Origin of the sequence: Mycobacterium paragordonae (assembly GCF_003614435.1) — a bacterium.
GTDB classification, from domain to species: Bacteria; Actinomycetota; Actinomycetes; order Mycobacteriales; family Mycobacteriaceae; genus Mycobacterium; species Mycobacterium paragordonae.
In genome coordinates this window covers 4813030-4834295 of the sequence record NZ_CP025546.1, presented here as the reverse complement: position 1 = coordinate 4834295, position 21266 = coordinate 4813030, and the positions used below count along the sequence as shown (strand labels likewise).

General features: G+C 66.6%; 12 protein-coding genes. 10 read left to right on the top strand and 2 right to left on the bottom strand.

What is annotated here, in order from left to right:
* Window positions 1-151: 151 nt before the first annotated feature.
* The 5 genes from C0J29_RS21660 (at window position 152) to C0J29_RS21640 (ending at window position 4286) form a co-directional block, all read left to right on the top strand.
* Window positions 152-1282 (top strand): Rieske 2Fe-2S domain-containing protein, encoded by a 1131-nt coding sequence (locus C0J29_RS21660; RefSeq protein WP_242460663.1) that lies wholly within the window; start codon window positions 152-154, stop codon window positions 1280-1282.
* A complete protein-coding gene (locus C0J29_RS21655; RefSeq protein ID WP_120793522.1) occupies window positions 1282-2850 on the top strand; it encodes an AMP-binding protein in 1569 nt (522 codons plus the stop codon). Before C0J29_RS21660 ends, C0J29_RS21655 begins: the two co-directional genes overlap by 1 nt.
* Before the next feature lie 19 nt (window positions 2851-2869).
* Window positions 2870-3292: a nuclear transport factor 2 family protein gene (locus C0J29_RS21650; RefSeq protein ID WP_120794887.1), complete on the top strand. Its 423-nt coding sequence runs from the start codon at window positions 2870-2872 to the stop codon at window positions 3290-3292.
* Window positions 3293-3363: 71 nt separating this feature from the next.
* Window positions 3364-3849 (top strand): FAS1-like dehydratase domain-containing protein, encoded by a 486-nt coding sequence (locus C0J29_RS21645; protein ID WP_120794886.1) that lies wholly within the window; start codon window positions 3364-3366, stop codon window positions 3847-3849.
* Window positions 3846-4286: a MaoC family dehydratase gene (locus C0J29_RS21640; RefSeq protein WP_065164022.1), complete on the top strand. Its 441-nt coding sequence runs from the start codon at window positions 3846-3848 to the stop codon at window positions 4284-4286. Before C0J29_RS21645 ends, C0J29_RS21640 begins: the two co-directional genes overlap by 4 nt.
* On the opposite strand, the gene C0J29_RS21635 is transcribed toward C0J29_RS21640, so the two are convergent.
* The gene (locus C0J29_RS21635; RefSeq protein ID WP_120793521.1) at window positions 4258-5742 is read right to left on the bottom strand and encodes an aldehyde dehydrogenase; all 1485 of its coding nucleotides are present in this window, start codon (window positions 5740-5742) and stop codon (window positions 4258-4260) included. The two genes, C0J29_RS21640 and C0J29_RS21635, sit on opposite strands and share 29 nt — an antisense overlap.
* A 103-nt stretch (window positions 5743-5845) precedes the next feature.
* On the opposite strand from C0J29_RS21635, the gene C0J29_RS21630 reads away from it, so the two are divergent.
* Entirely contained in the window at window positions 5846-7165 is a 1320-nt protein-coding gene (locus tag C0J29_RS21630; RefSeq protein WP_120793520.1) for a lipocalin-like domain-containing protein, read from the top strand.
* Here C0J29_RS21630 and C0J29_RS21625 read toward each other — a convergent pair.
* Window positions 7154-8305, bottom strand: a complete 1152-nt coding sequence (locus tag C0J29_RS21625) for an aromatic ring-hydroxylating oxygenase subunit alpha (protein WP_120793519.1) — start codon at window positions 8303-8305, stop codon at window positions 7154-7156. The genes C0J29_RS21630 and C0J29_RS21625 overlap by 12 nt on opposite strands.
* Window positions 8306-8462: 157 nt before the next feature.
* Between C0J29_RS21625 and C0J29_RS21620 the strand changes: the two genes are divergently transcribed.
* From C0J29_RS21620 to qcrB, 4 genes are all read left to right on the top strand, one after another.
* A complete protein-coding gene (locus C0J29_RS21620; protein ID WP_120793518.1) occupies window positions 8463-9182 on the top strand; it encodes a DUF1906 domain-containing protein in 720 nt (239 codons plus the stop codon).
* Between the two features lie 536 nt (window positions 9183-9718).
* On the top strand, window positions 9719-18946 hold the full coding sequence (locus C0J29_RS21610) for a type I polyketide synthase (RefSeq protein ID WP_120793517.1): 9228 nt from the start codon (window positions 9719-9721) through the stop codon (window positions 18944-18946).
* 28 nt (window positions 18947-18974) lie between these two features.
* Window positions 18975-19367 (top strand): holo-ACP synthase AcpS, encoded by a 393-nt coding sequence (gene acpS / locus C0J29_RS21605; protein WP_065044432.1) that lies wholly within the window; start codon window positions 18975-18977, stop codon window positions 19365-19367.
* A gap of 332 nt (window positions 19368-19699) precedes the next feature.
* Entirely contained in the window at window positions 19700-21256 is a 1557-nt protein-coding gene (gene qcrB / locus C0J29_RS21600; protein ID WP_242460511.1) for a cytochrome bc1 complex cytochrome b subunit, read from the top strand.
* Window positions 21257-21266 lie beyond the last annotated feature (10 nt).

Sequence of the window (21266 nt, the reverse complement as noted above, 5' to 3'; positions counted from 1 at the left end):
GCGGAGTTGGTCTCCGCGACGGCCGCGACACACCCGCGTTGACGTTCAATGTCTAAAATAGTAAAAATAGAGCTACGCGCCGAACCGCGGTGAAGTGTGGGCGGCCTCATCGCCGCGCCGCCGCGTGGGAAACGGAGAACTGGTGACGGAAATATCTTCAGACCTGGCTTCAGACCTGGCAGCGTCCGAAACCGAAGACCCTTCGGAACAGGAGTTCGGACCCTCCGGGATCGCGCTGTCCACCTACCGTTTCCCGACCGGTTGGTTCATCGTCGGCTTCGCCTCTGACCTCGCTGCCGGCGAGGTCAAGCGGGTGCACTACTTCGGCGAGGAGTTGGTGCTGTTCCGCACCAAGTCCGGCAGGGTGCACGTGCTGGATGCCTACTGCCAGCACCTGGGTGCCAACATGGGCGTCGGCGGCACGGTGGAGGGCGAACACATCGTCTGCCCGTGGCACGGCTGGCAATGGCGCGGCGACGGCACCAACGCGCTGATCCCGTACAGCAAGATCGGCTGCAAGAACAACGTCCGCATCCGCACTTACCCGGCCACCGAGTGGTACGGCTTCATCCTGGTCTGGCACGAACGGCACGGCCGCGCCCCGTACTGGCAACCGCCAGTGCTGCCCGAACTGGAAACCGACGAGTACTACCCGCTACACCCGCACACCCGGATGGTCAACCGGGTCAAGGTACATGCGCAGATGATCATCGAGAACGCGGCCGACCCGTATCACGTGCAGTACGTGCACAAAGCGGCCAATCCCGCCAACACCGCCTCCTTCGAGGTGTCCGGCTACCACCTGCACGCCACGGTCAATGCCCACTTCGGCGGCGGCCGGGCCAAGACCTGGTTGACCCCGAACGGTCCGGTGGACGCCAAGATCATCTACGACAACTACTCGTTGGGGCTGGGTGTCGTCCGCTTCCCGAGCGACCTGGTCGCCACCTGTCAGGTGACCGGGCAGACCCCCGTCGACGAGGACTACACCGACTACTTCTACACCCAGGCCTCCATCCGCGAGTCGGGGGACAGCGGTGACGCGCCGACCGGTCGTGCGGCCAAATTCCTTGCCCTGCAACAGGAAGTGATCAAGCAGGACTTCTTCACCTGGGAGAACATGAAGTACCTGGAGAAGCCCAACCTGGCACCGGAAGAGGCACACGATTACGCCGCACTGCGGCGCTGGGCGCACCGCTTCTACCCGGGTAAACAACCGTCGCCCAACGACTTCGGCTACACCGCCGACGGCGAGCCGGACCCGGCGGCTGCCGGAGCCTGATGGGACCCCCGCGGCCCGCTGACTTCGGTATCGACAGCTTCACCGTGTCGGCGGTGCTCGATCGCCGCGCCGAGCAGTATCCCGACCGGTTAATGCTGTCGGTGGCCGGCACCGACATCACCTTCGAACAACTACGGCAACGTTCCTGCGCAGCGGCGAACCTGTTGCTGGAAAAGGGCATCGGCCCGGGCGACTGTGTTGCGTTGTTCACCGCCACCTGCCCGGAATGGATCTATTTCTGGCTGGGGGCGGCCCGGATCGGTGCGGTGAGCGCCGCGGTGAACGCGGCCAACAAGGGCGAATTCCTGCTGCACGCTCTGCAGTTGTCCCGGGCCAAGCTGGTGATCACCGATGTGGAGCGCCAACATCGCATCGAGGAAGTCGCCGATGCCAAAACAATTGTGGTAGGCGATGATTCGATAGTCGAAGCGCTGCGTCAAGACATTTCAGTGCCGGCAACTGGCACCCCCGAAACGGTGGCGCTGTTCTACACCTCGGGCACCACCGGCCCGTCGAAGGCTGTCGCGACATCGTGGCAGTACCTGTTCACCGTTGCGGCTACGGCGGTCGCGGCCTGGGAGTTCGTGGCCGGGGAGGTGCTGTGGACCGCGATGCCGCTGTTCCACCTCAGTGCGGCGCCCAGTGTGCTGGCGCCGATGCTGGTCGGCGGAACAACGGTGCTCGCCGGCGCGTTTCACCCCCACGAGGTTTGGGACGAGGTGCGGACACATGGTGCAGTCGGCTTCGTAGGCGCCGGGGCGATGGTGTCGATGCTGCAGAATCTGCCGAGCGACCCGCGCGACGCACAATTACCGTTGCGCTTCATCTCGGCGGCGCCCATTGACGCGGCCTCCTACCGGGAAATCGAAAAGCGTTACGACTGCGCCGTTGTCACCATGTACGGCATGACGGAGGCCTTTCCCGTCGCGGTCACCGGCGTCTCCTACGACGGGATCCCGGGCACCTCCGGCCGGGTCAACCCGAATTTCGAGACGCGCATCGTGGGCACCGCCGGCGCGCAGCTGCCCGTCGGATCCGTCGGTGAGATCACTTGCCGGCCCAGGTACGCCCATGTGATGAGTCAGGGTTACGTGCGCGGGGACAATGACCCCGATGACCCCCGCCTGCAGGTTGATCCTCACCCGGACTGGTTCCGCACCGGTGACCTCGGCTCGCTGGACAGCCACGGAAACCTGACGTACGTAGACCGGGTCAAGGACTCACTGCGCCGGCGCGGCGAGAACGTGTCGTCGGTGGAAGTGGAGGCGGTGGTGACGAGCCACGCGGCCGTGGCCGAAGCCGCCGCGGTCGCCGTCCCGAGTGATCTCGGTGAAGACGACATCTTGTTGGTCGTGACGTTAACACCAGGCACTGCAGTCGATTTCGCAGAGTTGCTGGACTACTGTTCCGCCCGGATGCCCTATTTCTGCGTGCCCCGATACGTCGACATCGTTGATGAACTTCCGAAAAACGTTATCGGGCGCATACGCAAAGACCTGTTGCGTGCCCGCGGTTTGTCGGCGGGGGCATGGGATCGTGAACGCCACGGATACGTACTGAGTCGGTGAAAGACAGGTTGGAGTAATGATGACAATGACCTATCAGGAGCAGCAGATGCTGCAGGCCGCGACGGGACGCGCGGGCATCCTGGACCTGACCGCGCGGCACAACCGGGCTTACTCGGAGGGCAACCGCGAGGCGTGGGTCGCCACCTTCCGCCATTCCGGCGCCCGTTATTCTCGCGGAGGCGAGTCGTTCACCGACCTGTGGTCGGCCTTCGACGGCGGCGACGGACAGCGCCTGGTCTCGGTTGATCATGAGATCCACATCGACGGCGTGCACGCGACCCAACACTGTGTGGCAATACTTTTCGCCACCGTGCACAACGACACCACGCTGCAGGCCACCGGCGCCTACCGGGATCAGCTGACCTACGAGCGGGGTGGTTGGTACTTCACCTCGCGCGAGCTCGTGTGGGATTCGGTGCCGAGTCGCCACCTTGTGATGTGAGTGGTCATGTGAATCCTTCCGTGGAGCTGAGTTACCAGCTGACGTTCGGCACCTACGAAGACGCGTTGCGGATGGTTGGCACGGCGGGCGAACCCCGCACGGCGGCAACGCCGATCAGTGGGGCGCGCATTCAGTTGTTCGCCGCGATGGTTCGGGACGGCAACCGCTCGTACTGGGATGCCGAATTCGCCCGCGAGCAGTGGGGTGGCATGCCGGCGCCACCGGCGTTGTTGATGGGCTGGCTGATTCCGCCGCCCTGGCTACCCTTCCAGAAACAAGGACGCGACCGGCCATCCGCCTCCCTGGCCCTGCGTGTTCCGTTGCCGGGCACCACATTCATCAACGCCGCCAACGACGTTGAGTTACTGCACCCCATCCTGGAAGGGGATCGGCTCACTGCGGTGGAAGAGTTGGTGTCGGTTTCGCCGGAGAAGCGGACCCGGCTCGGGGTGGGGCACTTCGTAGAGACGCTGGAGACCTATCGCCGCCAAGACGGCGCGGTCGTCGCCACTTCGCGCAACACGCTGTTTCGATTCACGCCTGAGCCGGCCCCATGAGCGCACTGGACTGGAATGCGATCAGCATTCCCACGGAGCTGCCCGAGACCCTCGACGACATCACCTACCAGCGGGTGATCGAGAACGCCGGTGCCACCTGGGACTACTTCCCTGGCCACTTCGACCCGGCCTACGCGCAAAGCCAGGGCAATCCAACGATTTTCGTCAATACCATGCACCTGGCGGGATTCGCCGACCGGATCGCCACCGACTGGGCCGGCCCCAGCAGTCGGGTGGTGCGACGGTCAATGCGACTGCTGGGCTCCATCTACGCCGGCGACACGATGGTGGGTCGCGGGCGTGCGGTGGCCAAACGCTGCGACACCACCGTGGATCCGCCGCGCTACCTCGTCGACCTGCAGATCGAGGTGCGCAACCAGCACGACACGTTGTGCTGCCCGGTCGAGATCACTGTGCAGCTTCCCCAACCCCGTTGAGCGGCGGCAACTTTCCGTTGCAGGCGACCGACTGCAGCTCCACGTACTCGTCCAGGCCCTCGGGCCCGAACTCGCGGCCGATCCCGGAGTGCTTGAAGCCGCCGAACGGGGTGCTGATGTCGAGCATGTACATGTTGATGCCGTAGGTGCCTGTGCGCACCCGCGCCGCGATGTCGAGGCCGTGTGCGGTGTCGGCGGTCCACACCGAGCCGGCCAGACCGTAGTCGCTGTCGTTGGCGATTCGTACCGCCTCGTCCTCATCGGTGTATGTCAGCACCGTCAGAACGGGGCCGAAGATCTCCTCGCGGGCGATCCGCATGTCGTTGGTGGCGTCGGTGAACAGCGTCGGGCGCACGTACCAGCCACGCGGCGCCGGAGCGTCCGCGCCGCCGGTCACCAGTCGGGCACCTTGCTGTTGCCCGGACCGGATGTAATCCTGCACCCGGCGCTGCTGCCGTTGCGCGACAAGGGGTCCGATGTCGGTCTTCTCGTCGGTGGGATCACCGACGGTGAGGCTCGACATCATGTCAGCCAGTGCGTCGACCAGTTCGTCGTGACGGTCTCGGCTGACCAGGATGCGGGTCTGCGCGACGCAGGCCTGGCCATTGTTCATCAGGCCGGCGGTTTTCAGTCCGGCCACGGTCTTGCCGATGTCGGCGTCATCCAGGACGATGGCCGCGGACTTGCCACCGAGTTCCAGGCTCACCCGTTTCAGCTGTTCGCCGCACAGGGCCGCGATGCGACGCCCGGTTGCACTGGAGCCGGTGAACGCGACTTTGTCCACGCCGGGATGCCGGACCAGGGCCTCGCCGACATCCGGGCCGCCGGTCACGACCGACACGACGCCTTCGGGCAGCTCGAGGTGTTCGATCATCTCGGCCAACCACAAAGCGTCCAAAGGGGTTTCGGGCGCCGGCTTGATGATCACGCTGCACCCGGCGATCAGCGCGGGAATCAACTTGGGCATGATCAGGCATTGGGGTACGTTCCACGGCACGATCGCCCCGACCACACCGACGGGCGCGCGACGCAGGTGCGCCTCGCCCAGCACGCCCTGACGGCGCTCCATCCAGGGAAAATCGCGCGCGGCCGCAATTGCCAGATGGATCATTGAGGCAGCCCCGGCCGCTTGACCGAGCCGGCTGAAACTGCGTGGTGACCCCATCTGCGCGGTGATCAGGTCGGCCATCTCCTCTATGTGCCGGCCGTAAATCGCCGCCAGTTCTCCGACCTTGTCCATCCGCTCCTGCGGTCGCAGCCGCGGCCACGGGCCTTCGTCAAAAGCGCGACGGGCGGCGGTGACGGCGGCGTCGACATCATCCGGAGTTCCGGCGGGTACGTGGGCGATCGGCTCCTCGGTGTGCGGAGAAATGACCGACAGACGCTCAGCATTCGACGGTTTGCGCCACCTGCCGCCGATGAAGAGTTCGTCGTAGGAACGAAGGCTTGCCGACATCTGGGCAACCACCTCAGGGCAGGCGAAGGGCTATTTCGCTATTGATGCTAACATAGCCAAAAAAGCGGGGTTTCCCGGGTTTTCCCTCAAGGCGAGGCGTGACGTGAGCAGCGATTGGCGAAGCTACCCGTTTGCATTGGTGCCCGGTGACAGTCAACTCGACTTTCCCGAGGCGGAGGGTCAGCACCCAGACCAGGAGTCCGACACCTGGTTCATCGCCGGTGAACTCGACGCGCCCGACCGCTCTTTCGCGTTCCTGACCATCTTCAACCGGAACCGGCCCGGCGGCAGCATCGTCGCCGACTTCTACACCCTGGCGTTGTTCGACCTCGACACCGGTGAGTACGGCACCTATACCGATTACGACATGCCCCCGGCCAGTACGGAACCGGACGCGAAGCCCAAATTGTCCAGCGCGATCGGATATCTCGACGTGTCTTATGACACCGGTGCGGGTACCGCGCGCTGGACGACGGTGCGCGACGCCGACGGCGCACTGCAGCCTTACGCCTATGACATCAGCCTGGTGGGCACCGACCAGGCCGGTCAGGCCATGCGACTGGACCTGACCGTCACCCCCACCCGGGCGCCGACCCCTCTGGGTGCCTCGACCTACAACGGCAAGATCGCCTGCTTCGGCCAGGACGACACCTACTCCTACTTCCAGACCGGCATGGCCATGACCGGGACCCTGCGCTGGGGTGCGACTACCGAGCAAGTCAGCGGTAGCGCCGGGCATGTGGACCGGCAGTGGTTTCCGAAGTACGCCGGCGGCGGAACCGGTGAGCCCCCGCGCACCCGGTCGCACGAATGGCGCACCATCAACTTCGACAACGGCGTGGACATGAGCATATGGCGTCAGTTCCTGCGTACCGAAGGCAATGCGCTGCAACCGTTTACCGGCATCACTACGAGCTATCCCGACGGGCGGCCGGCGCAGTGCGCCGAGGACTTCGACGTCACGATCAGCAGCTACGTCCGCTGGCCCGACGCCATCCGGACCCTCATCCGGCCGCCGAGCAAGGCCCGATACATGCCCGATCGCCACCGGATCGCCTGTGCGGCACTGGAAATGGATATCGTCGGCGAACCGCTGGTGGCCGCCCCCGCGCACGGGCTACCGATCGAATACATGGAAGGGCCGTACCGCTACCGCGGAACCTTAGGCGGCGAGCCTGTAACCGGCTTCGCGTTCAACGAGCGTTCGCTGGCGATGTACCGGGACTGGGAGTTGATCGACGTGCTGGCCGCCGCGGTCGCTGATGACCCCGCCGCGCAGACCGCGGTGGATGAGTTAACGTCGCTGGTCGCGGCGGGCCGTCGCGACGAGGCGCTGGCGTTGGTGGCGAAGTTGCGTGACAACCAACAGGGCACCGCGGCAACCGTTCTCGATGATCTCAGCGCGGCGTTGTCAGGTGTCTGAGCAGGCCTCGTCCAGCGCCCGTTCCCAGGCGATATGACGATGCTGTAACCCAGGTTCGTTGCGGCCGAACGTAAGTCGTTGCCGAGCACCGGATTCCAGGTTCGCCTGCAGGCCCTCAACCAACCGGTAGTCCTCGTCGCGCACGGTGGCGTGGGCGTATTCGAAAACGGCCTGTGCGCCTGCGGCCACGGACTCCTCCGACATGTCCAGCGGAGTCGAGTTCTGGTGAACGGTGATCGATCGGCCCGGCCGGTCGCCGGGGTAGACGCGGAACAACTCACCATTGGCGATCGTCACCGAGATCACGATGTTCGGGAACAACGCGTAGATGACGACCAGGTTGTTCAACGGGACCCACTTGTCCTCGGACGTGTCGTCGAGGTCCAGGATCGTGTTGAGCGGGAAGATCAATCGGTGATGCGGCCCGTAGGCGTCGAACACGGTGCAGTTGCTGCGCGCGATCGTCGCAAACGTCTGCTGGTGCACGGTGGCGAAGTGGTAGTTCTCGGCGAACGTGTCAATGGCCAGCTTCCAGTTGATAGCGGAGTCGAGCACCTTCTCGCCCAGCGGTGACCAGCGACCGATGCCCCACGAGTCGAGTTCGTCGGCCAGTGGTCCCAGGTGTGCGGCCACATCCAGGTCCGACCCGGGATCCATTGCCACCCAGAGGAATCCGGCGAATTCGGTGGCGGGCAGCTCGGTCAACCCATCCGATTTCGGCGTCACATCGGGAAAGCCTTCGCGGCCCGGGACGGTGACCAGGCGGCCGGTGTTGTCGTATGTCCAGGCGTGGTAGGGGCAGGAGAACCGCTTGGCCACCCCGCATCCCTCGACCACCTGCGCCTGCCGGTGCAGGCAGACGTTGTCGAAGGCCTTCACCGAACCGTCGGCGGTTCTGGTCAGCAGGATGGACCGGCCCATCACCGTCTTGGTGCAGTACGAACCCGCCCGCGGCAACTCCGAAACGTAGCCGACCAGTTGCGGGCTGGCCATTACCATGGCGCGGTCACGCTCGTGCCGCTCGGTCGAGGTGTACTCGCGGGCGTCCATCAGGTACTGGGCGGGCGCGAGATCGGTTGTCTTGTCCCGCGCCAGTTTCAGGGCACGACGGGTGAGGTCGATGAGCTGATCGTGTTGCATCCGAACCCCCGGTCCAGCGGTCGCCGTCGTCTAACTTTACTAACTTTATAGTGAAAGGGAAACGTAGCCCTTACCTGGCAGCCGATGCGGCAAAGTGACATAGCTGTGACTATTGAGATCCCTGAGTCTGCTGAGGTTGTTGGCTACCCTGTGGCATGTGCCGCTATCGCGACGTGACGTGCTGAAACTCGCCGCCGCGACACCGGGCCTGCTCGGGCTCGGCGTCGCTGCGGCGTCTGTGTGCGCGACACCGGCGTCCGCTGCGCTCGGGACCTTGCTGGATTACGCGGCCGGTGTCATCCCGGCCAGTCAGATCAGGGCCGCGGGTGCGGTCGGGGCCATCCGCTATGTCTCCGATCGCCGGCCCGGCGGCAACTGGATGCTGGGTAAGCCCATTCAACTCGCCGAAGCCCAGGACCTGCACGGAAGCGGTCTGAAGATCGTGTCCTGCTACCAGTTCGGCAAGGGGACCACCTCCGATTGGCTGGGTGGCGCCGCGGCCGGCATGCAGCACGCCAAGCGTGGTGCTGAACTGCACGCCGCGGCGGGCGGTCCCGCCGGCGCCCCGATCTACGCGTCGATTGACGACGACCCGTCGCTGGAGCAGTACAAGAACCAGATCGTGCCGTATCTGCGCTCTTGGGAGTCGGTGATCGGGCATCAGCGCACGGGCGTATACGCGAACTCCAAGACCATCGACTGGGCCGTGCACGACGGATTGGGCAGCTATTTCTGGCAGCACAACTGGGGCTCGCCCAAGGGGTACACCCATCCAGCCGCGCATCTGCATCAGGTGGAGATCGATAAACGGTCGGTGGGCGGCATCGGGGTCGACGTCAACGAGATTCTCAAGCCGCAGTTCGGCCAGTGGGCGTGAGCAGACCGGTTTCTAAGACTTCGACAAACATTCCAGCAAACACTCGTTCGCTCAGTACCCATTGTCGGCTACGCCGATGAATCCGCGCGCCCGAGGCGCGAGACTCAGATGCGGGCCGACACAGCTGAATTTTTTCGCATAACGATTTGGTAACAATGCTGCTTTGAACAGCGCTGTTATAGCTACTCGACCGTAACCACCTACATGCAGGACGTTTGTTCGAGACGCTCGTGCCAGTTGTCAGAGCCGGTGTTACCCGTGACACGGTTACCCGCGCGTAGAACTCGTCAGTAACCTTCCGACGTCAAGAAAACGTACAGACCCTTATGACACTCTTATGGGGTCCGATGCAGGTAGATGACGCCTCGTCACGGAGGGATCAGGCGCCGACGAAGCACCGGTCAGACGACTATCGGCTGCGATTCGGTGTGGAATCGCCCGGATTGTGACGGGGCCTTCTGGCAAGGGCCGGCCCGAACGAACCGACACGAGGCCCACGCAGACGCGCGACACAGACGCATACAGGAGATTAAAAGGTGACGATCCACGAGCACGACAGGCTCTCGGCAGACCGCGACGGCAGTGGACCGCACAACGCCCATGCTCTGGTCGATCGGCTGACAGCGGGCGAGCCCTACGCGGTGGCGTTCGGTGGCCAGGGCAGCGCCTGGTTGGAGACACTCGAGGAGCTGGTCTCCGGGGCCGGCATCGAACCCGAACTGGCCGAGTTGGTCGGTGAGGTGCAGCTGCTGCTCGAGCCGGTCGCCAAAGAGCTGGTCGTGGTGCGTCCGATCGGCTTCGAGCCGCTGCAGTGGGTCCGTGCGCTGGCGGCCGAAGACACGGTTCCCTCGGAAAAGCACCTGACCTCGGCGGCGGTATCCATACCGGGCGTGCTGCTGACCCAGATCGCCGCCATCCGTGCACTGGCCCGTCAGGGTATGGACCTCGCCGAAACTCCGCCGGTTGCGCTGGCGGGTCACTCGGCGGGCGTGCTGGCGGTCGAGGCGCTCAAGGCAGGCGGCGCCCGCGACGTCGAGCTGCTGGCCATGGGCCAGCTCATCGGCGCGGCCGGAACGCTGGTGGCGCGCCGCCGCGGTATCTCGGTGCTCGGCGATCGCCCGCCGATGGTGTCGGTCACCAACGCCGACCCGGAGCGGATCAGTCAGCTACTCGACGAGTTCGCCCAGGACGTGCGCACGGTGCTCCCGCCGGTGCTGTCGATCCGCAACGGCCGCCGGTCGGTCGTCATCACCGGAACCCCCGAGCAGCTGTCCCGGTTCGAGCTCTACTGCCAGCAGATCTCCGAGAAAGAAGAAGCCGACCGGAAGAACAAGGTGCGCGGCGGCGACGTCTTCGCGCCGGTCTTCGATCCGGTCAAGGTCGAGGTGGGCTTCCATACCCCGCGGTTGTCCGACGGCATCGACATCGTCGGCCGCTGGGCCGAAACGGTCGGACTCGATGTCGAGCTGGCCTGCCACCTGGCTAACGCCATCCTGGTCAGCAAGGTCGACTGGGTCGACGAGATCACCAAGGTGAATGACGCCGGCGCGCGCTGGATTCTTGACCTGGGTCCGGGCGACATCCTGACCCGGCTGACGGCGCCGGTGATCCGCGGTCTGGGTATCGGCATCGTGCCGGCGGCCACCCGCGGCGGTCAGCGCAACCTGTTCACGGTCGGTGCCACTCCTGAGGTGGCCCGCGCGTGGTCGAGCTACGCGCCGACCGTCGTGCGCCTGCCCGACGGCAGGGTCAAGCTGTCGACCAAGTTCACCCGGCTGACCGGCCGGTCGCCCATCCTGCTGGCCGGCATGACCCCGACCACCGTCGACGCCAAGATCGTGGCCGCGGCGGCCAATGCCGGACACTGGGCCGAGCTCGCCGGCGGCGGGCAGGTCACCGAGGAGATCTTCGCCGCCCGTGTCGCGGAGCTGTCCGGGTTGCTCGAACCCGGCCGCACTTATCAGTTCAATGCGCTGTTCCTGGACCCGTACCTGTGGAAGTTGCAGCTGGGCGGCAAGCGCCTGGTGCAGAAGGCGCGCCAGTCCGGCGCCGCCATCGACGGCGTGGTCGTCAGCGCCGGCATCCCCGACCTCGAGGACGCAGTCGAGCTGATCGAGGAACTCAACGACATCGGCATCAGCCACGTCGTCTTCAAGCCCGGAACCATCGAGCAGATCCGCTCGGTGATCCGCATCGCCACCGAGGTACCCACCCGGCCGGTGATCATGCACGTCGAGGGCGGCCGTGCCGGTGGCCACCACTCCTGGGAGGACCTGGACGACCTGCTGCTGGCGACGTACTCGGAGCTGCGCTCCCGCGCCAACATCACCGTCTGCGTGGGCGGCGGCATCGGCACGCCGGAACGCGCCGCCGACTACCTGTCCGGGCGCTGGGCGCAGGACTACGGCTTCCCGTTGATGCCGATCGACGGCATCCTGGTCGGCACCGCCGCGATGGCGACGCTGGAGTCCACCACGTCGCCCTCGGTGAAGCAGATGCTGGTGGAGACCGGTGGCACCGATCAGTGGATCAGCGCCGGAAAAGCCCAGGGCGGCATGGCTTCCAGCCGTAGTCAGCTGGGCGCCGACATTCACGAGATCGACAACAGCGCATCGCGCTGCGGCCAGCTGCTCGACGAGGTGGCCGGCGATTCGGATGCGGTCGCGGAACGGCGCGACGAGATCATCGCCGCGATGGCCAAGACCGCCAAGCCGTACTTCGGCGACGTCGCCGACATGACGTACCTGCAGTGGTTGCGGCGTTACGTCGAACTCTCCATCGGAGAAGGCAATTCGACCGCGGACACCGCCGCCCCGGGTAGCCCGTGGCTGGCCGACACGTGGCGTGACCGGTTCGCAGACATGCTCAAGCGCGCCGAAGCGCGTTTGCACGCACAGGATTTCGGCCCCATCGAAACCCAGTTCGGCGACCCGGCGCTGCTTGAAGACCCCGAGCGCGCCATCGCCACCCTGGTAGCCCACTACCCGGACGCCGAAACCGTGCAGTTGCACCCGGCCGACGTTCCGTTCTTCATCTCGCTGTGCAAGACCCTGGGCAAGCCGGTCAACTTCGTGCCGGTCATCGACAAGGACGTCCGGCGCTGGTGGCGCAGCGACTCGCTATGGCAGGCCCACGACGCCCGCTACGACGCCGACCAGGTGTGCATCATCCCCGGGCCCGCGGCGGTCGCCGGCATCACCCGGTTGGACGAACCCGTCGGTGAGCTACTCGACCGCTTCGAGCAGGCCGCGATCGATGAGGTCTTGGGCACCGGCGCCAAGCCACACGACGTCACCGCACGCAGGCTGGGCCGCGCCGACATCCGCGGACCGCTGGCCGTGGTGCTCGACGCGCCCGACGTGCTGTGGGCAGGCCGCACCACCATCAACCCGGTGCACCGCATCGCCGAGCCCGGCGACTGGCAGGTACACGAAAGCCGCACCGCCACACACACATCCACCGGATCCCGGTTGCAGGTGACGGCCGGCGGTGACAGCGTCACCCTGAGCGTGCCAGTGTCGGGCACCTGGATCGACATTCAATTCACCCTGCCCGCCAACACGATCGACGGCGGCATCCCGGTGGTGTCCACCGAAGACGCCACCGCCGCAATGCGTTCCGTGCTGGCCATCGCGGCCGGCGTGGACGGGCCGGAGTCGCTCCCCGAGGTCGTCAACGGCACCGCCACGCTGACGGTGGACTGGGACCCCGAACGGGTCGCCGACCACACCGGCGTCACCGCCACCTTCGGTGAGCCGCTGGCGCCGAGCCTCACCACGGTTCCTGACGCGCTCGTCGGGCACTGCTGGCCCGCCGTGTTCGCGGCCATCGGCGCGGCGGTGACTGACGCCGGCGTCCCAGTGGTGGAAGGCCTGCTCAGCCTGGTGCACCTGGACCACGCCGTCCAGCTGGCCGGTCAGTTGCCCAAGGAACCGGCTCAATTGACCATCGCCGCAACCGCTTTGGACGCGACCGACACCGACATGGGTCGCGTGGTGCCGGTCACCGTCGCCGTCACGGCGAGTGACGGTGCCGCCGTCGCCACCATGGAAGAGCGGTTCGCGATCCTGGGCCGCACCGGCACCGCCGAACTCACCGACCCCGCCCGGGCCGGTGGCGCGGTCTCCGAGAACGCCACCGACACCCCACGCCGGCGCCGCCGCGATGTCTCGATCGGCGCCCCGGTCGACATGCGCCCGTTCGCCGAGGTGTCCGGCGACCACAACCCCATCCACACCGACAAGGCCGCCGCCCTGCTGGCCGGGCTGGAATCGCCGATCGTGCACGGCATGTGGCTGTCCGCCGCCGCACAGCACGCGGTGACCGCCACCGACGGGCAGGCCCGGCCGCCGGCCCGGCTGATCGGCTGGACCGCCCGTTTCCTCGGCATGGTGCGCCCCGGCGACGAGGTGGACTTCCGGGTGGACCGGGTTGGAATCGACCAGGGCGCCGAGGTTTTGGAGGTTGCCGCCCGCATCGGATCCGACCTGGTGATGTCGGCGACCGCGCGGCTGGCATCGCCGAAGACGGTCTACGCGTTCCCCGGCCAGGGCATCCAGCACAAGGGCATGGGCATGGACGTCCGGGCCCGGTCCAAGGCGGCCCGCAAGGTGTGGGACGAGGCCGACCGGTTCACCCGTGACACGCTCGGCTTCTCCGTGCTGCACGTGGTTCGGGACAACCCGACCAGCATCATCGCCAGCGGTGTGCACTACCACCACCCGGACGGTGTGCTGTTCTTGACGCAGTTCACCCAGGTCGCGATGGCGACGGTGGCGGCCGCGCAGGTCGCCGAGATGCGCGAGCAGGGCGCCTTCGTGGAAACCGCGATCACCTGTGGCCACTCGGTCGGCGAGTACACCGCGCTGGCCTGTGTCAGCGGCGTCTTCGAACTGGATGCGTTGCTGGAGGCCGTGTTCCACCGCGGCTCCAAGATGCACGACATCGTGCCGCGCGACGAGTTGGGTCGTTCCAACTACCGCCTGGCGGCGATCCGGCCCTCGCAGATCGACCTGCCCGACGACGAGGTCACCGACTTCGTCGCCGGAATCGCCGAGCGCACCGGGGAATTCCTGGAAATCGTCAACTTCAACCTGCGGGGTTCGCAGTACGCGATCGCCGGCACCGTGCGCGGCCTGGAGGCGCTGGAGGCCGAGGTGGAGCGGCGCCGCGAAATGACTGGCGGCAAGCGCTCATTCATCCTGGTACCGGGTATCGACGTGCCCTTCCACTCGCGGGTGCTGCGGGTCGGGGTGGCCGAGTTCCGGCGCTCGCTGGAGCGCCTGATGCCGCGGGACAAGGACCCCGACGTGATCATCGGGCGCTACATCCCCAACCTGGTGCCGCGGCCGTTCACCCTGGACCGCGACTTCATTCAGGAGATCCGGGACCTGGTGCCCGCCGAACCGCTCGACGAGATCCTCGCCGATTACGACACCTGGCGTAACGAGCGCCCGCGCGACCTGGCCCGCAAGGTCCTGATCGAACTGTTGGCCTGGCAGTTCGCCAGCCCGGTGCGCTGGATCGAAACCCAGGACCTGCTCTTCATCGAGGAGGCCGCCGGCGGCCTGGGCGTGGAGCGGTTCGTCGAGATCGGTGTGAAGACGGCGCCGACCGTCGCCGGCCTGGCCACCAACACCCTGAAGCTGCCCGAATATGCGCACAGCACAATCGAAGTGCTCAACGCCGAGCGCGACGCGGCGGTGCTGTTCGCCACCGACACCGACCCGGAGCCGGAAGACGAGGTGGCTGAGGATTCCGACGCGGCCGCGTCGGATGCTGCACCGGCTGAGGCCGCGGCGGCCGCCCCGGCGCCGGCGCCAGCCGCGCCGTCGGGTGGCCCCCGCCCCGACGACATCGGATTCGACGCTGCCGACGCCACTTTGGCCCTGATCGCTATCTCGGCCAAGATGCGCCTGGACCAGATCGAGCCGCTGGACTCCATCGAGTCCATCACCGACGGCGCGTCGTCGCGGCGCAACCAGCTGCTGGTCGACCTCGGCTCCGAGCTGAACCTGGGCGCCATCGACGGCGCCGCGGAGGCCGACCTGGCCGGCCTGCGGGCGCAGGTCACCAAGCTGGCTCGCACCTACAAGCCCTTCGGCCCAGTGCTTTCCGACGCCATCAACGACCAGCTGCGTACGGTGCTCGGACCGTCGGGCAAGCGGCCGGCGGCGATCGCCGAACGCGTGACGAAGACCTGGGAGCTGGGCGAGGGGTGGGCCAAGCACGTCACCGTCGAGGTGGCGCTGGGCACCCGGGAAGGAACCAGCGTTCGCGGCGGTGCCATGGGACACCTGCACGAAGGGGCACTGGCCGACGCCGCCTCGGTCGACAAGGTCATCGACGCCGCGGTAGGCGCGGTCGGCGCGCGGCTCGGCATCCCGGTGTCGTTGCCGTCCGCGGGCGGAGGTGGCGGTGCGACCGTCGACGCCGCGGCGCTGAGCGAGTTCACCGACCAGATCACCGGTCGCGACGGCGTGCTGGCCTCGGCGGCCCGCCTGGTGCTGGGTCAGCTCGGTCTCGACGACCCGGTCACCGCACCTTCCGCCGCCACCGACGCCGAGCTCATCGACCTCGTCACCGCCGAATTGGGCGCGGACTGGCCACGATTGGTGGCGCCGACGTTCGACGGCAAGAAGGCCGTCGTCTTCGACGACCGCTGGGCCAGCGCCCGCGAGGACCTGGTCAAGCTGTGGCTCACCGACGAGGGTGACATCGACGCCGACTGGTTGCGGCTGTCCGAACGCTTCGAAGGCGCCGGGCACGTCGTCGCCACCCAGGCCACCTGGTGGCAGGGCAAGTCGCTGGCCGCGGGCAGGCAGATCCACGCCTCGCTGTACGGCCGCATCGCCGCCGGCGCGGAGAACCCGAACCCCGGCCCGCACAGCAACGAAATCGCCGTCGTGACAGGCGCTTCCAAGGGCTCGATCGCCGCCTCGGTGGCGGCGCGGCTGCTCGACGGCGGCGCCACCGTCATCGCGACGACCTCCAAGCTCAACGACGAGCGACTGGCGTTCTACCGCACGCTCTACCGCGACCACGCCCGCTTTGGCGCGGCACTGTGGGTGGTGCCGGCCAACATGGCGTCCTACTCCGACATCGACGCGCTGGTCGAATGGATCGGTAACGAGCAGAGCGAAAGCCTTGGGCCGCAGTCGATTCACATCAAGGATGCGCAGACCCCGACGCTGCTGTTCCCGTTCGCGGCACCGCGTGTCGTCGGCGACCTGTCCGAGGTGGGCGCGCGCGCCGAGATGGAGATGAAGGTGTTGCTGTGGGCCGTCCAACGGCTCATCAGCGGGCTGTCGAAGATCGGCGCCGAACGTGACATCGCCTCGCGCCTGCACGTGGTGCTACCGGGCTCGCCCAACCGCGGAATGTTCGGCGGGGACGGCGCCTACGGCGAGGCCAAGTCGGCGCTGGACGCCGTGGTCAGCCGCTGGCACGCCGAAACGTCTTGGGCGGAACGGGTCAGCCTCGCGCACGCGCTGATCGGCTGGACCCGCGGCACCGGGCTGATGGGTCACAACGACGCCATCGTCACCGCAGTCGAAGAAGCCGGTGTCACCACCTACTCGACCGAGGAGATGGCCGGGTTGCTGCTCGGCCTGTGCGACGTGGAATCCAAAGTCGCCGCGGCCAGTTCGCCGATCAAGGCGGACCTGACCGGCGGCCTGGCCGAGGCCAACCTCGACATGGCCGAACTGGCGGCCAAGGCCCGCGAGGAGATGACCGCCGAGTCTCACGCCGACGACGACGCCGCAGCCGAGGGCACCATCGCGGCACTGCCGTCCCCGCCGCGCGGATACACCCCGGCACCGCCGCCGGCCTGGGCCGACCTCGACGTCGACCCGGCCGACCTGGTGGTGATCGTCGGCGGCGCCGAACTCGGGCCGTACGGATCGTCGCGCACCCGCTTCGAGATGGAGGTCGAGAACGAACTTTCGGCCGCCGGTGTACTCGAACTCGCCTGGACCACCGGCCTGATCCGGTGGGAGGACGACCCCCAACCGGGTTGGTACGACACACAATCCGGTGACCTGGTGGACGAGTCCGAACTGGTCGAGCGGTATCACGACACCGTGGTGGAACGTTGCGGCATCCGCGAGTTCGTCGACGACGGCGCGATCGACCCCGATCACGCCTCGCCGCTGCTGGTGTCGGTCTTCCTGGACAAGGACTTCACCTTCGTGGTGTCTTCGGAAGCCGAGGCCCGATCCTTCGCCGAGTTCGACCCGGAGCACACCGTGATCCGTCCGGCGCCTGACTCGGGGGACTGGCAGGTCACCCGCAAGGCCGGCACCGAAGTCCGCGTCCCGCGCAAGACCAAGTTGTCGCGGGTCGTCGGGGCGCAGATCCCGACCGGGTTCGACCCCACCGTGTGGGGGATCAGCCCGGACATGGCCACCTCGATCGACCGGGTGGCGCTGTGGAACATCGTGACCACCGTGGATGCCTTCCTGTCCGCCGGATTCAGCCCGGCCGAGGTGATGCGCTACGTGCACCCGAGCCTGGTGGCCAGCACGCAGGGCACCGGCATGGGCGGCATGACATCGATGCAGACCATGTACCACGGGAACCTGCTCGGCCGTAACAAGCCGAACGACATCTTGCAGGAAGTGCTGCCGAATGTGGTCGCGGCGCATGTGGTTCAGTCCTACGTCGGCAGCTACGGGTCGATGATCCACCCGGTTGCCGCCTGCGCTACGGCCGCGGTGTCGGTCGAGGAGGGCGTCGACAAGATCCGGCTCGGCAAGGCCGAGTTGGTGGTGGCCGGCGGTCTGGACGACCTCACGCTGGAGGCCATCATCGGCTTCGGTGACATGGCCGCCACCGCCGACACGTCGATGATGCGCGGGCGCGGCATCGAGGACTCGAAGTTCTCGCGGCCCAACGACCGGCGACGGCTCGGCTTCGTCGAGGCCCAGGGCGGGGGCACCATCCTGCTGGCGCGCGGCGATCTCGCTCTGCGCATGGGACTGCCGGTGCTCGCAGTCGTGGCTTACGCGCAGTCCTTCGGCGACGGAGTGCACACCTCGATCCCGGCACCGGGTCTCGGCGCGCTGGGCGCGGGCCGCGGCGGCAAGGACTCCGCTTTGGCGCGCGCTTTGGGCAAGCTGGGTGTGACCGCCGACGACATCGCGGTCATCTCCAAGCACGACACGTCGACGCTTGCCAACGACCCGAACGAGACGGAACTGCATGAGCGGCTCGCGGACTCGCTGGGACGGTCGGCCGGGGCGCCGCTGTTCGTGGTGTCGCAGAAGAGCCTGACCGGACACGCCAAGGGCGGTGCCGCCGTCTTCCAGACGATGGGGCTGTGCCAGATGCTGCGGGACGGGGTGATCCCGCCCAACCGCAGCCTGGATTGCGTCGACGACGAGCTGGCCGGTTCGTCGCACTTCGTCTGGGTGCGTGACACCTTGCGACTCGGCGACAGGTTCCCGCTAAAGGCCGGAATGCTGACCAGTCTCGGATTCGGCCACGTGTCGGGTCTGGTTGCGCTGGTGCACCCGCAGGCGTTCATCGCCTCGCTGGATCCCGGGCAGCGAGCGGACTACCAGCGTCGTGCCGACGCACGGCTGCTGGCCGGTCAGCGCCGACTGGCCTCGGCGATCGCCGGCGGCGAGCCGATGTACCAGCGGCCGCCGGACCGTCGTTTCGACCACGACGCGCCGGAGAAGCGGCAGGAGGCTTCCATGCTGCTGAACCCGGCCGCCCGGTTGGGCGACGACGATGCCTACCAGGCCTCTGCCGGGTGACTCGCCGGATCCGTTAACCTGGCCACCCATGGGAATCGTCGGAATCGGGATTGACCTCGTCTCCATACCTGATTTCGCCGAGCAGGTCGATCAACCGGGAACGGTCTTCGCGGAGACTTTCACGCCGGGTGAGCGCCGCGACGCCTCTGACAAGAGTTCGTCGGCGGCGCGTCACCTGGCGGCCCGCTGGGCAGCCAAGGAGGCGGTGATCAAGGCGTGGTCCGGGTCCCGCTTCGCCCAGCGGCCGGTGCTGCCGGAGGACATCCACCGCGACATCGAGGTGGTCACCGACATGTGGGGCCGGCCGCGGGTCCGGTTGAGCGGTGAGATCGCCAAGCATCTGGCCGACGTGACGATCCATGTCTCGTTGACGCACGAGGCAGACACGGCGGCCGCGGTCGCGATCCTGGAAACCCCGTAGGCGAGCAGACGCGAAATCGCTGTGGAGCTTGCGCTCCGATGCGATTTCGCGTCTGCTCGCGCGGTGGGGCGGGGGCCTTGGTAGCGGTCGGAGAGTGCCCGCCGAGACGGTAAATTGGCCGGCCGCTACTCGTATTTTCGCTGCAGATTTGCAGTCTCGGTAGCTGTGTTGCACTGCTGCGCAACACTTTCCGCCGCGCCGTACTCCGCAGGTGAATGAATTCATTTACACGCGGCGCTTGAAGTACTACTCTTGGTGGTACTACCGAACGTAGTAATACGCGCGACAGCCGGCTCGCAACGGCGCGGTCCGGTGGTGAGGGGATGTTCACCATGACTGCCCACGCAATCGACTCCCGATACCACCCGTCGGCGACGCTGCGTCGTCAGCTGAACAAGGTGTTCCCGACGCACTGGTCGTTCCTGCTGGGTGAGATCGCGCTGTACAGCTTCATCGTGCTGCTGATCACCGGCGTGTACCTGACGTTGTTCTTCGACCCGTCGATGGCCGAGGTGACCTATCACGGCGTCTATCAGCCGCTGCGCGGCGTGGAGATGTCGCGGGCCTATGAGACGGCGCTGAACATTTCGTTCGAGGTGCGGGGTGGGTTGTTCGTCCGTCAGGTCCACCACTGGGCGGCGCTGATGTTCGCCGCGTCGATCATGGTGCACCTGGCGCGGGTGTTCTTCACCGGTGCCTTCCGGCGACCGCGCGAGGCCAACTGGGTGATCGGGTCGCTGTTGCTGATCCTGACGATGTTCGAGGGCTACTTCGGCTACTCGCTGCCCGATGACCTGCTTTCCGGCATCGGTCTGCGGGCGGCGTTGTCCTCAATCACATTGGGATTGCCGGTTATTGGCACCTGGTTGCACTGGGCGCTGTTCGGCGGCGACTTTCCCGGCACGGTATTGATACCGCGGCTGTATGCGCTGCACGTCCTGCTGATTCCGGGGATTCTGTTGGCGCTGATCGGAGTGCATGTGGCGTTGGTGTGGTTCCAGAAGCACACGCAATTCCCCGGCCCGGGTCGCACCGAGCACAACGTCGTCGGCGTCAGGGTCATGCCGACGTTCGCGGTCAAGTCCGGCGCCTTCTTCGCGTCCATCGTTGGTGTGCTGGGCCTGATGGGCGGGCTGCTGCAAATCAACCCGATCTGGAACCTGGGACCTTACAAGCCTTCTCAGGTGTCGGCCGGTTCGCAGCCGGACTTTTACATGATGTGGCCGGACGGGTTGCAGCGGCTGTGGCCGGCCTGGGAGCTGTATATCGGCCACCATACGGTGCCGGCGGCGGTGGGGGTGGCTCTCATCATGGGCCTGGTCTTTGTTCTGCTGACCGTCTATCCGTTCCTGGAGAAGCGGTTCACCGGCGATCACGCGCATCACAATCTGCTGCAGCGACCACGTGATGTGCCGGTGCGCACCGCAATTGGCGCCATGGCGATCAGCTTCTATCTGGTGCTCACCTTGGCGGCGATGAACGACATCATCGCGCTGACGTTCCATATCTCGTTGAATGCGACGAACTGGATCGGGCGGATCGGCATGGTGCTGCTGCCGCCGCTGGTTTACTTCATCACCTACCGGTGGGCCGTGGGGTTGCAGCGCAGCGATCGCGCAGTCCTCGAACACGGGGTGGAGACCGGCATCATCAAACGCCTGCCGCACGGTGCCTACATCGAGGTGCATCAGCCGCTGGGAAGCTCAATCCCGTTGAGCTATCGGGGCGCACCGCTGCCCAAGCGGATGAACAAGCTGGGCTCCGGCGGCTCACCCGGCAGCGGCGGCCTGTTGCTCGCCGACCCGGTCACCGAGGACGCGGCGTTACGCGAGGCGGGCCACCGGGCTCATCAGCGCGCCCTCGCCGCCTTGCGCGACGCAAACAGGTAGGCCGAGCGTC